The sequence below is a fragment of the Pallidibacillus thermolactis genome, from assembly GCF_025660415.1.
Classification (GTDB): Bacteria; Bacillota; Bacilli; order Bacillales; family Caldibacillaceae; genus Pallidibacillus; species Pallidibacillus thermolactis.
The window spans coordinates 1-11,930 of the sequence record NZ_JAOUSE010000073.1 but is presented as its reverse complement, the minus strand read 5'-3'; the positions used below and the strand labels follow the sequence as shown (position 1 = coordinate 11,930).

16 protein-coding genes are annotated in these 11,930 nt (G+C 32.9%); 11 read left to right on the top strand and 5 right to left on the bottom strand.

Going from position 1 to position 11,930, the window contains the following annotated elements; genetic code table 11:
- Positions 1-150: 150 nt before the first annotated feature.
- On the bottom strand, positions 151-1,524 hold the full coding sequence (locus OEV82_RS15125) for an RsmF rRNA methyltransferase first C-terminal domain-containing protein (RefSeq protein WP_263062332.1): 1,374 nt from the start codon (positions 1,522-1,524) through the stop codon (positions 151-153).
- A gap of 229 nt (positions 1,525-1,753) precedes the next feature.
- Between OEV82_RS15125 and msrA the strand changes: the two genes are divergently transcribed.
- From msrA to OEV82_RS16220, 6 genes are all read left to right on the top strand, one after another.
- Positions 1,754-2,245, top strand: a complete 492-nt coding sequence (gene msrA / locus OEV82_RS15120; RefSeq protein WP_263062333.1) for a peptide-methionine (S)-S-oxide reductase MsrA — start codon at positions 1,754-1,756, stop codon at positions 2,243-2,245.
- Positions 2,235-2,678 (top strand): peptide-methionine (R)-S-oxide reductase MsrB, encoded by a 444-nt coding sequence (gene msrB / locus OEV82_RS15115; protein WP_173658439.1) that lies wholly within the window; start codon positions 2,235-2,237, stop codon positions 2,676-2,678. Before msrA ends, msrB begins: the two co-directional genes overlap by 11 nt.
- A gap of 74 nt (positions 2,679-2,752) precedes the next feature.
- On the top strand, positions 2,753-2,911 hold the full coding sequence (locus OEV82_RS15110) for a YjcZ family sporulation protein (protein WP_173658438.1): 159 nt from the start codon (positions 2,753-2,755) through the stop codon (positions 2,909-2,911).
- Positions 2,912-3,083: 172 nt separating this feature from the next.
- Complete coding sequence (locus OEV82_RS15105) at positions 3,084-3,305, top strand: YozE family protein (protein WP_173658437.1); 222 nt, start codon at positions 3,084-3,086, stop codon at positions 3,303-3,305.
- Positions 3,306-3,478: 173 nt separating this feature from the next.
- A complete protein-coding gene (locus OEV82_RS15100) occupies positions 3,479-4,141 on the top strand; it encodes a hypothetical protein (protein WP_173658436.1) in 663 nt (220 codons plus the stop codon).
- A 208-nt stretch (positions 4,142-4,349) separates the two neighbouring features.
- Positions 4,350-4,496, top strand: a complete 147-nt coding sequence (locus OEV82_RS16220) for a hypothetical protein (RefSeq protein ID WP_407672782.1) — start codon at positions 4,350-4,352, stop codon at positions 4,494-4,496.
- A gap of 306 nt (positions 4,497-4,802) precedes the next feature.
- Here OEV82_RS16220 and OEV82_RS15095 read toward each other — a convergent pair whose 3' ends face one another.
- Positions 4,803-4,928 (bottom strand): hypothetical protein, encoded by a 126-nt coding sequence (locus OEV82_RS15095; RefSeq protein WP_263062331.1) that lies wholly within the window; start codon positions 4,926-4,928, stop codon positions 4,803-4,805.
- Between the two features lie 159 nt (positions 4,929-5,087).
- On the opposite strand from OEV82_RS15095, the gene deoD reads away from it, so the two are divergent.
- The 3 genes from deoD (at position 5,088) to OEV82_RS15080 (ending at position 8,373) form a co-directional block, all read left to right on the top strand.
- A complete protein-coding gene (deoD, locus tag OEV82_RS15090; RefSeq protein WP_263062330.1) occupies positions 5,088-5,789 on the top strand; it encodes a purine-nucleoside phosphorylase in 702 nt (233 codons plus the stop codon).
- Between the two features lie 140 nt (positions 5,790-5,929).
- On the top strand, positions 5,930-6,745 hold the full coding sequence (locus OEV82_RS15085) for a M15 family metallopeptidase (protein ID WP_173662268.1): 816 nt from the start codon (positions 5,930-5,932) through the stop codon (positions 6,743-6,745).
- Positions 6,746-6,843: 98 nt separating this feature from the next.
- Positions 6,844-8,373, top strand: coding sequence for a S41 family peptidase (locus tag OEV82_RS15080; RefSeq protein ID WP_317630492.1), 1,530 nt, complete (start codon positions 6,844-6,846; stop codon positions 8,371-8,373).
- A 172-nt stretch (positions 8,374-8,545) separates the two neighbouring features.
- Here OEV82_RS15080 and OEV82_RS15075 read toward each other — a convergent pair whose 3' ends face one another.
- From OEV82_RS15075 to OEV82_RS15065, 3 genes are all read right to left on the bottom strand, one after another.
- Positions 8,546-8,794 carry a DNA alkylation repair protein gene (locus tag OEV82_RS15075; protein ID WP_173662269.1) on the bottom strand — a complete coding sequence of 83 codons (249 nt, stop codon included), beginning with the start codon at positions 8,792-8,794 and terminating at the stop codon, positions 8,546-8,548.
- An 82-nt stretch (positions 8,795-8,876) separates the two neighbouring features.
- Positions 8,877-9,326, bottom strand: a complete 450-nt coding sequence (locus OEV82_RS15070) for an Hsp20/alpha crystallin family protein (RefSeq protein WP_173662270.1) — start codon at positions 9,324-9,326, stop codon at positions 8,877-8,879.
- Positions 9,327-9,479: 153 nt separating this feature from the next.
- Positions 9,480-10,046, bottom strand: coding sequence for a GNAT family N-acetyltransferase (locus OEV82_RS15065; protein WP_173662271.1), 567 nt, complete (start codon positions 10,044-10,046; stop codon positions 9,480-9,482).
- 368 nt (positions 10,047-10,414) lie between these two features.
- Here OEV82_RS15065 and OEV82_RS15060 point away from each other — a divergent pair, with 368 nt between their 5' ends.
- Together OEV82_RS15060 and OEV82_RS15055 are read left to right on the top strand one after the other, a co-directional pair.
- A complete protein-coding gene (locus tag OEV82_RS15060) occupies positions 10,415-11,116 on the top strand; it encodes a hypothetical protein (protein ID WP_173658245.1) in 702 nt (233 codons plus the stop codon).
- A 96-nt stretch (positions 11,117-11,212) separates the two neighbouring features.
- Complete coding sequence (locus OEV82_RS15055; RefSeq protein ID WP_173658244.1) at positions 11,213-11,809, top strand: TlpA disulfide reductase family protein; 597 nt, start codon at positions 11,213-11,215, stop codon at positions 11,807-11,809.
- Positions 11,810-11,930: the final 121 nt, after the last annotated feature.

The window sequence follows — 11,930 nt, the reverse complement described above, 5'->3', positions numbered from 1 at the left end:
ATTGTCTGTACGCTTCGATAACATCCTAAATTTCCCCCGTTAACCAAGAATTCTATCCCTATTATACAAAAAAAGCCTGTAGATTTGGCCACTAGTTTAGGGACTTTGTCTACAAGCTGAAAGCCCAATATTTTTTATTGGGCTTTTTTGCTAATACATGATTCGTAAACCTTTTGGATAAGAATTTTTTATCATACCATTCGACTCTTTCCCCCAACCAAGTGGAAATCCATCTACAGTAATCAACACCCAACCTTTATATTCACCAGTTCCTTTTAATGTTTCTCCTTTTAAGTAACGCATACAATCTTCTTCCTTTGAATTTAGATCCACAACTTGTTTAAAATGTGTAGGTTGAAGAGCAAGGGCTAATGCATGTTCTGGTTCAAAACGATTTTTTTTCATTACGCCTAAATGCAATCCAGCGCGCAAAACTTTTAAACCTTTTAATTCGGGACAGTGACTAGGTAATGAATGAAGGACATTGCCGAATAGCTGGAGATTTGGAAAAGTTATTTGGTTAAAGTAGTTCTGACTAAATTGTAAAAAGTCTTTCAAATTTTGCTTTTTACTAATTTTAAATTCAGGAACGGAAGTCTTTAATGTAGTTCCTTTTTTACGTAATTTTGCAGCAAAATGTCCTTCCCCTTTTAATTTATGGGGCCAAAGACGAGCAGTATCTTTTACATCTAAAAGCTTTGTTTTTGTCCATTCTGGCCTGCCATTGTCAATATTAAAAGATTTATCAATCGGTAAGATCTCCATGTCTGAATGTCTATCTAGAAATGCTTCAATGACTTGTTCATTTTCTTCAGGTGAGAAAGTACATGTTGAATAAACTATTATCCCATCTTCCTTTAACATGTTATATGCATGCTCTAAAATATTAAGTTGCAGTTGACAGCAATGTCTAACATGTTCATCGCTCCAATGTCTAGTTGCATCCGGATCTTTACGAAACATGCCTTCTCCAGAACAAGGTGCATCAACTAAAATTTTATCAAAGTAATAAGGGAAATGCTTACTTAAACGTTCTGGACTTTCATTTGTGACAATCGTATTTTTTAAACCAAATCGTTCAATATTTTCGGCTAATGCTTTTGCGCGTTTCGGGAAAATTTCATTGGAAACTAATAAACCTTCATTTTTCATCGATACAGCAATTTGCGTAGATTTTCCACCAGGAGCTGCACATAAATCTAACACTTTTTCACCTGGTTTTGCATCAATTAGGTTAGCGACAAACATAGCACTAGGTTCTTGTATATAATAAAGACCAGCAGCGTGATATGGATGTTTCCCAGGTTCATCAACATGATAATCATAGTAATAACCGCCTGTTACGTAAGGGATGGGATCAGTTTGAAACGGATTTAGATTTTTCCACATTTCTTCATTAGTTTTTAATGTATTTAGACGAAAACCAGCTGTTCGTGGCTCTTTATATGTGTGAAAAAATTCTGTAGCTTCATCTTTTAAGAGTCTACTCATTTTCAATTTAAATTCTTCTGGCAATTTTACCATTGTTTATACCTCCTTACTTCCTGTATTATCATAACAAAATGGTATATTGAAGAAAATACGAAGAAAATACGTTGTACATATTCCATTCCCTATTAGCAAATATTTTTACTTGTAGCTTTATTTTTTGATAAAATCATCTCAAATCTCATATTAAAAAGTGTGGGGGGTGAAAAAGTTGGAAAATAAAAAATATGAACAAGCAATATTAGCGGGTGGCTGTTTTTGGTGTATGGTAAAACCTTTTGAAAAGTGGTCAGGCGTGCAAGAGGTAGTTTCAGGATATACTGGCGGAACAAAGCCAAATCCAACTTATGAAGAGGTTTGTTCAGAGACCACAGGGCATTATGAAGCGGTACGAATAACATTCGATCCAGAAGTGATTCGTTATGAAGAAATTTTAAATATTTATTGGCAACAAATTGATCCCACTGATCCCGGTGGTCAATTTTTTGATAGAGGTCAATCTTATCAAACCGCAATTTTTTATTTAAATGAGGAACAAAAAGTAAAAGCCGAACGATCGAAACGTATGTTGGAAGAAAGTGGCAAATTTTCTAAACCGATTGTCACGAAAATTTTACCAGCATCTAAATTTTATGAAGCAGAAGATTATCATCAAGGTTATTATCGAAAAAATCCATTGCACTATCATCGATATTATATCGGATCGGGAAGGGCAGATTTTATAAAACGACATTGGGGGGAACAACATGAAAAATAAAGAAGAACTTAAGAAAAAGTTATCACCAATTGCTTATGAAGTTACCCAAAATAACGGTACAGAACCACCGTTTCAAAATGAGTATTGGGATCATTTTGAAGAAGGTATTTATGTCGATATCATTTCAGGAAAACCGTTATTTAGTTCAAAAGATAAATATGATGCAGGTTGTGGTTGGCCAAGTTTTACAAAACCTATTGAGGATAAAGAGATTAAAGAAAAATTGGATACGAGCCATAACATGATTCGAACTGAAGTAAGAGCGAAAACGAGTGATGCCCATCTAGGCCATGTTTTCTCCGATGGTCCGGGTCCAGAAGGTTTACGTTATTGTATTAATTCTGCTGCTTTACGTTTTATCCCTAAAGAGGATTTAGACAAAGAAGGATATGGTGAGTATAAAAAATTGTTTGAAAAGAGTAACGGGCAATAGGCAAATGCACATGCATGACACTTACCTAACGCATAAACTACCTATGAATTATACAAAATTGGAGGGTGAGAGTCATGCATTATGGAGGATATTCATATTGCCATTATCCAGTTTACGCAGACTACGGATGTGGTTATAGTTATCCTGTAACTGGAGGATGCTCATTTGCGTTAATTGTTGTATTGTTTATTTTACTCATTATTATTGGTGCCACTTGTTTTGGAGGTAGATAGTGTATTTTGATTCTGTCGAAAAAATATTAATATAATTGATAAAAACGAATCCCTGCTTCATGCTAAAATATAAAATGAAGTAGGGAGTTATTATTTTTTAATCCTCTTACTTTATACTAACGTATGACATATAGTTTTGAATACATTTTCAAGAAAGGAATAATGATACATTATGGCTAAATCATTTTATCACTTTTTAATGAGATTTCGTAACGGAAATGATGAATTATCTAAATTTGCTGAAGGGGCTTTTCGGGACCTTAGTTTTCCGAAAGAATCGAATGATTATGATGAATTAAGTCGTTATTTAGAATTAAATGGTGATTATCTATCAACGATGACCATTTTCGATTTAGCTTGGACTTACTATGAGCAATATGAAAATAAATTTTAGTGATCTTAAAATTTTTATAACATAAAAATATTGTGTTCGTAATAAATTGTACAGTGGCGTCCATATTGGGAATATTCCGAAATTGTTTTTGACTAGAAGAACCTAAGAAATTTTCTCCTTTTAAATTCCCTTTGCATATAATAGATAAACCAGCTGAAAGCGAGGGTTGGAGAATGGCAAAAAGCGGTCAGCCAAAATATAGTATAGGTGATCAAATTGTAATTGTGGAAAATGGAATATTCTCAGAAATTGTTAAGATCTATCAGCTCGGTGGCGACTGGTATTACCAGTTAAAGGATAGAAAAGACCTATATTATGAAAACAACTTAATGTCAAAAAATGATTATGAAAAAATTTATACCAAAAAAGAAAATGTTCAGATTCAATATAAATTCCAATTTGGTGATATTGTTCGAGTTTGGGGATATGGTCAAGATTTATTTGTTATCATCGGTTTTCGCGCGGAAGTATGGCGTTATCAAGATTCTGCCTGGGAAGATATTGTATATGAATTAGCACGTGTTAGTGATGGTGCTTGGTTAGAAGCTACAGAAGAAGAGTTAACATTTATAACAAATGAAGAGAATGCGAAAAAAATTATTAATGCGAAAAAATCAATTCCCTCCAAAACGCCAAGGTTAAGTCCTCCTCCGACAAAGCAAAAGCAAAAAAAGTTAAGCAAAGATACAGTAGATGTAGATACATTACTCGATATGTATAATGATTTTCAATATTTGTATTTAAATTTTGGTGATCCAACATATCGAAAAAAGATGAGAGAAATTATTAAAAAATTACAGGCTTTATCAAATCATCCATTCCAGAAGAAAGATTAGCATCAATGATAACCGATTAAGAGCAGGTCATTTCATGTTATTCTTTAACAAAATATTTGCTAGTATCTGAATTAGAAGTATTAAAATGGCTACAAACCTGGAGCGTAATTAAATGTGGGAAAGTTGACCAAGAAATAAAATATCGAAAAGAACTTGAAGATATGAGTATACCACCATTCCCGATATTGGTTAATTCCCATTTTACACAATGAAAATTAGAATAGATGAACAACAAAATGTTCCATTTTCCTTTCAATTACCATTTGATACACCTGTATTATTTGCCAGGACAAAAGTTTGGTTAAATATAACAGCAGATGTGCCCATGAACCTGATAAAGATTATTATCCACTAGTCCTATATCTGTTGTCAAAGCGATTAATGAATTAAGTTTACGTTCCGAGAAATGTAAGAGTTAAAAATTTCGATGTTTTAATTAAGAATTTCAATTCGAATCATTTTATGGTTATTTCTAGCCGACTAGATGAATTGGGAGTTGCTTTTTATAATCAAAGTCATCAGCAAGAAGATCTATTCGTTGAAGTGGATTGTCATGCCTATGGATTTATATTTCTAATGAACGCTAAATATTAAGAGGTAATGAATTCTAATAAAGACTGGAGTTGTCGATCAAAGACAGCCCCGGTCTTTCGATGTATTGTTATCTTTTTCTACCGTGGGCAGAAAGTTCTTTTCCATGAGCCTCTTTTTCAGAGATTAACACTTCTTCTGGTATATTATTTTTCTTCTTTGGTTGATTAATCCGATTTCGATTTTTTTTACCCATAAAAAGATCTCCTCCTTGAATGAATATATAACCAATCCTATTCTTATTGTTAGGGAATCTGATATTTTAAGTCATGAAAAATTTTTCAACGGTTTCCTTAATATGGTATATTGAATAGGGGAATAATAATACCCGATAAGATTTTAAGGAGGAAAAAATATGAGTGTACATATTGCAGCAAAAGAAAATGAAATCGCTGATACAATATTATTACCAGGAGACCCTTTACGTGCTAAATATATTGCTGAAACTTTTTTAGAAGACGTTTCTTGCTATAACGAAGTTCGAAATATGCTTGGTTTTACTGGTACTTATAAAGGAAAACGAATCTCTGTTCAAGGTACAGGCATGGGGATCCCATCCATTTCAATCTATATCAATGAGTTAATGCAAAGTTATAACGTTCAAAACTTAATTCGCGTTGGTACATGTGGAGCTATTCAAAAAGATGTGAAAGTTCGTGACGTAATTATTGCAATGAGTGCCTCAACAGATTCGCAAATGAATCGAAAAATATTTGGTCACATGGATTATGCTCCTACTGCTAATTTTGAGTTGTTAAAAAATGCATATGATGTGGGAGTAGAAAAGGGGCTTAACTTAAAAGTCGGTAATATTTTTAGTGCGGATATGTTTTATGATGATTACGCAGAACATGAAAAATGGGCAAAATACGGTATATTAGCTGTTGAAATGGAAACCTCTGCCCTATATACCTTATCAGCAAAATATGGTAGAAAAGCCCTTTCCATTCTTACTGTTAGTGACCATATTTTAACCGGTGAAGAAACGACTGCAGAAGAAAGACAGACAACATTTAATGATATGATTGAAGTCGCATTAGATTCAGTGGTGAAATAAATTATAAAGTTGTCTCTAAGGAGAGGTTAAATCTTTGGAGACAACTTTATTTTTTCTCCATCATTTTTACCTGTTCAAGATATGTAGAGAGTGGTAAAATATTAAAAGCATTCAAGATTACTACAAGCAAGGTGAGAAAGATGAAACTAAAAAAACTTGTTATTCCGATTGTAATAGGTACCCTTTTAGTAGGATGTTCTACAGAACAATCGACAGACAATAAAGGTCAGACAGAAAGACAAGAAGAAAAAGCAAAAGAAACAAGTTCAAATAAAACAAAGACTGAGAACAGTAAAGAAGTTCTTCTAGAAAAGAAATATTTTAATGAAGTCGAAGAAGTGGACGGACAACAAGTAATTAAAAATGTAGATAATATATTGATCTTAGTAAATAAAGAATCTGCCTTATTACCTGAAGGTTATCGACCATCCGATTTAGTTATTCCTGATGTTCGTTTTCCATATACTGTAGAACCATCAATTGAAAAAGCTTATATGAAAAAAGAAGCAGCGGAAGCTTTGGAAAAAATGTTCGCAGCAGCTGAAGAAGAAGGGATCTATCTTTTTGCAGTATCTGGGTTTAGATCCTATGAAAGACAAAAAGTTCTATTTGATGCTCAAATTGAAAAACAGGGGGGAGACGAACAGTTGGCTGCCCAAGTGGTTGCCGTACCAGGAACAAGTGAACATCAAACCGGGCTCACAATGGATATTTCCTCTGAAAGCGCAGGATTTGCACTGGAGGAAGATTTTGCGGATACGCCAGAAGGACAATGGTTAGCTGAAAATGCTCATAAATATGGTTTTATCTTACGTTATCCGAAAGGAAAAGAGGATATAACTGGTTACACATTCGAACCTTGGCATTTCCGCTATGTCGGAGAAGAACCGGCAAACATTATGTTTGAAAATAATTGGACATTAGAAGAATTTTTTGAAAATGCAACAGAAATTTAATAGAAGGATTATATATAAATGCAGACTTTACTAGTCAATTTTTGTAAAACATGGTATTTTATAAATAATCCCTCCTCTGTTGTGAAAGAGGTGAAGTTGTGAATAATAACAAGAATGTCGATACAGAAAATACAAATGATGGTCTGGGAACGGATAAAAAGTATATGAAGCTGAAAAAGTTTCATTTCATTATGATTTTATTTTTTTCCGTTTTTCTAACAGCTGGTATTACAGCGATTGTCTTATCTTTTGGCGATGATAAAGTTGTGGATCCGAAAAATAAAATAAATGTTCCAAATATTAATAATGGAATTCTGGCAGACGGGATCATTGGTGATTATACGGAATTTGAGAAATTGTTCGAAACATATAAAAACATAAAAGAAAACTATGTTGATGAAATTGATGCAGAGCAATTAGTTGAAGGCGCGATAAACGGTATGGTTGATGCAATGGGTGATCCGTATAGTGATTATATGACAGCAGAGGAGACGGAAAGTTTTAATGAACAAATAACTTCTTCATTTGAGGGAATCGGTGCTACGATTGAAGAGCGCGATGGGAACATCGTCATCGTTGCACCTATTAAAGGATCACCCGCAGAAAAAGCTGGACTTCGAGCAAATGATGCAATAATCGAAGTTGATGGAAAAAATATACAAGGTATGAGTTCTTCGGAAGCTGTATTACTCATTCGTGGTGAAAAAGGGACAGAAGTAAGTCTGACAATTTCTCGACCGGGTGTAAAGGAGCCAATTCATGTAGAAATTACTCGAGATGTGATTCCGATTGAAACCGTTTATTATGAAATGCTAGATCATTCAATTGGTAAAATCCAAATCACGTCTTTTTCTGAACATACATATGATGAACTTACATCAGCCTTAGATGACTTGAAAACCCAAGGAATGAAAGGATTAATTTTAGATGTACGACAAAATCCAGGTGGATTATTAAATCAGGCGATAGATATTACTAGTCTATTTGTTCCAAAAGGCAAAGTGATTTATCAAATGGAATATAAAGACGGGACTAAAGAACGTCAGTTATCAAATCAAAAAGAAACATTTGATATCCCATTAGTGGCTGTAGTAGATGAAGGGAGTGCAAGTGCTTCCGAAATACTTGCAGGTGCACTGAAAGAATCTGCTAATGTACCGATTGTCGGAGTGAAAACGTACGGTAAAGGTACAGCACAAACTGCGGCAAGCTATTCTGATGGGTCCAGCTTGAAATTAACGACAGCTCGATGGTTGACACCTGACGGGAATTGGATTCATGAAAAAGGAATTACCCCTGATTATATTGTTGAATTGCCAGAATACGCAAAATTACCGTATGTTAGTCCTGAATTAGAATTAAAAGAATCTATGATGTCAGATGAAATTTCAATCATTGAAGAAATGCTGGATGTACTTGGATATGAACCAGGTAAAGTTGACGGGATGTTTGATGCAGACACAAAGCAAGCAGTCACTAATTTCCAACGGAATCATGACTTGGAAGTAACTGGTATTGTGTCAGGTGAGACAACAACCAAAATTATGGAAGCATTAGGTAAAAAATTAGAAGAAGAAGATCCACAAATTCAAAAAGCGGTTGAACTTTTACTTAAAAAAATAAAATAATTGTTAAATAAAAGTTAAAGACGCTGCTATTTCAGACTATTGTTTGAGTTGGTTAACTGTTAAAACCAATGTTGTATGTTATGATCGAAATAATACTTGTTAAAATGAATAGGCTTTCCAGATTTATTATATTCTGGAAAGCCTTAATTATATACCATAATAGTTCAAGATATTATTGAATTGATGATTCCCCGAATTTTGCAAACATTTTTTCATCCTCTATAAGACCGCAAACAGCACATTGAATCTTTATGTCAGGTCCATTATATGGCAAATGAAACGGGTCCAATTGGGTATTATCGTATATTTCTAAAACTTCACCTGTTTCTGGATCAACTTTAACAAATTCCGGAACTTGTTTAATAAAATTGAACCTCGTTTTATTTGTTTTACAGTTTGGACACCGATAGGGTGTTGGCATATGTTTTCACCTTCCTAAGAGTACTCTTTATTTTTCTTATTTTTTCCGAAGATTAAAAACATATACCCGTGAGTTTCTATAATCAATCCTGATTTTCTGTATCAACATCAATTTCACTAAATTGCCAATCACTATATTTTGGTATTTTTATTTCTAGTACATGATCACGATAGATGGCAGTAGCACCTTTCTTTTTCACCGTAGAAGGTAAAATAATCGTATATGGCTGTTCGTTGTCGAAAACTCCGGTAATCATACATTTATTTAAACTATAGTAAATTTTAATTTTATCAATTATTTCATCTTCTGAAATAGGTATACGAATATAGATATAATCATGGGTTTCAAATACAGTTTCATTTAATGATTTATGTGAAGTTGTTTCAGATTGTTTGTTCGTATTTGCATCTAAAAAACTTGGAAAAGCTTGTTTCATCCACTTTTCCAACATCTCTTGAAAGCTGTCTTCATCCAATTTGTCAAAAAAATCCTGATTTTTCCGATTCGCACCAAAAAAATTCCAAGGAAACATGGAATCACCTTCTTACTCGGATGACTGTGAAAAATGTGTAAAAAAATATATTGTCTATCCATCATATGCCTAATTTCAATTAGCGTGAATTTTATCTCATGTTTCTTGGTTAAATAACGAAATAAAAAACGTCCAGTATCGGACGTTATCATTTTATGCTTTAAGTTGTTGCCTATTTCCTTCTGCTTGTAATTGGACTTTATAATATAAAGTAAAAGCATCTTTTGATATTTCATATAAATGATATAAATAATGATTCGGATTTGTATTTATCTTTTCAAAAATAAAAGGTCTTGTTTCATTTGCTTTAGTGATGTATGGAATTTTCTCAACTGCTTTTTGAGAACGAATGTTTTCAAATCGCACCCGTAAAAATATACTCTCAAAGTCTTTTTCAAAAAATAATTCTTGAAAAAATAATTCTTTTGCAATGCGATTATATCCTTTCCCGTGGTACGGTTTTCCTAACCATGTACCAAGGAAGCCTGTGTGATTATTTATATCGTATAAAGTGATCACTCCAATTGGAGTTTCCCACTCATCTAGAATCGTTCGTGAAATTAATACGCCTTTTTCTTCGTTTTCCATCACTTTTTTGGTTAAAAATAAATACTCTTCATAGGAATTCGGTTTTTCCCTTACAAAAGGGAAGACTTCCGGGTGTGTTATTAGTGGATAGAGAACACTACAATCATTTAAGTCACGCTTTTTTAAGTACATTTTCCATCCCTCCGAACCGAGGGTGGAATTAAGTGACTTTTCGTGTACCCACCCTCGAAATTTTTTATATGAATCTAAAAAATTTCGGGGTGGGAATCGAACCCACTAGAACCAGCTCAAGCTGGTGGCGCACCATTTGCCTTCCCTGAATTGTATAGTTTTTTATTGAATGAACTTTACTCTCGTATCATACAAAAAAATAATAAAAAAATAAAGCCCTTTTTTATAAATTTAACAAACAATTTTTGACAATATTCTTTTTTTATCTAGTAAAGGGTTACATTTATTTCTCTCTATCATGTTTATAAAAAAATTGCATATCTATTAATATACAAACTTTTATAAAGATCTATTAAAGGGGAAAGCAAATGTCGATAAAACAGTTTTATTATTTATTAGGAAAACAGAGTCTACATATAAGTATATATTTTTCCTTGATTGCCTATATTTTTTTATATATTTATGTAACACGTCAGAAACTTGAGTTAGCAATCTATCTATTAATGTTTTTAAGTATATTCTATTATTCTTTTCATCTCTATTACTTACGGAGATCCAATCAAACTTTTGTCCAAATGGATCCATATGATCATAGAAGATTAGATTTTCCTAATATTTATTTAATTGAACAAGATCAAAATAATTTTTATTTCTTTCATCCAGATGGAGTGGCAGAATCAATTGGTAAAATACAATTCACATGGAGAGGATGGTGCCTGAGCTATTTTTTTCGAGACGAACAAAAGCAAAGGTTCAAATTAAAAATAAAAAACAATCAAATCCATTTTCATATAGATTCAATGAATATTTATATAACGAAAGAGAGTAGAAAATTATACGGCAAAATACAATTTGTAAATAAAACCATTACATTTACACAAGAAAAATATAATGAAATAACATTTTATGATAAATATATACAGATAGCCTCAGTAAAAAAAGGATGGCTACCAACCGAATTAACAAAACGCTTTCGTTTAAATATCCCAATCCTTTGTTTTTTGGAACGGGTGACAACACTGGAAAAAGATGCTATATTCATGGTTTTAATGATCATATATTGGAAATAATACAATTAATACCAACAGAAAAACAAATTGATTTAGAAAATTCAGCAATCTATGTATAATAACAATATGGCATTTTATATAAGGGTTGTGGTATATATGATTAAAAAGATTGTAGCTGGAATTGCGGCTATTTTTATTACACTAGTCGTTGTTGATCAACTATTTATTCAAGACTTATTAACGAGTATCGAGCAAAAGAACTCTAATAAATCAACTGAAAATAGTCAAGATTTTGCTGATGCAGTAGCGATGTCAGAGGATGAAGGTTTGCAAGTAGGCAAAAAGGCACCTGACTTTACGTTAAAAACCTATAATGGAAAAACGGTTAAACTTAGTGATCTGAAAGGAAAAAGAGTACTATTAAATTTTTGGGCTTCATGGTGTGGTCCTTGTGAAGAAGAAATGCCGGTGATGCAAAAGGTTTATGAAGAATTGAAAGAGGACCAAGTTGAATTTGTTGCAGTAAATATGACGATTGGTAAAGAAACAATAGAATCGGCGACACAATTTGTGAAACAATTTGGTCTTACTTTTCCAGTACCTTTAGATATAGAAGGGGAAGTAATGAAACTGTATGAAGTATATGGTTTACCAACAAGTTATTTTATTGATTCCGATGGGGTCATCCGGGCAAAATACTTTGGCCCTATGGAGGAGAAGTTTATGAAAGAGGAATTAACGAAATTAAAGTAAAAGGGGCTGTCCAATAAGTCCCCAAAAAAAGAGCGAAATTGAGAAATCCTTGTGTTTCTCAATTCGCTCTTTTTACATTTTCCTGAAAACAGCTTGATATTACCTACAAATTTTAGGAGAT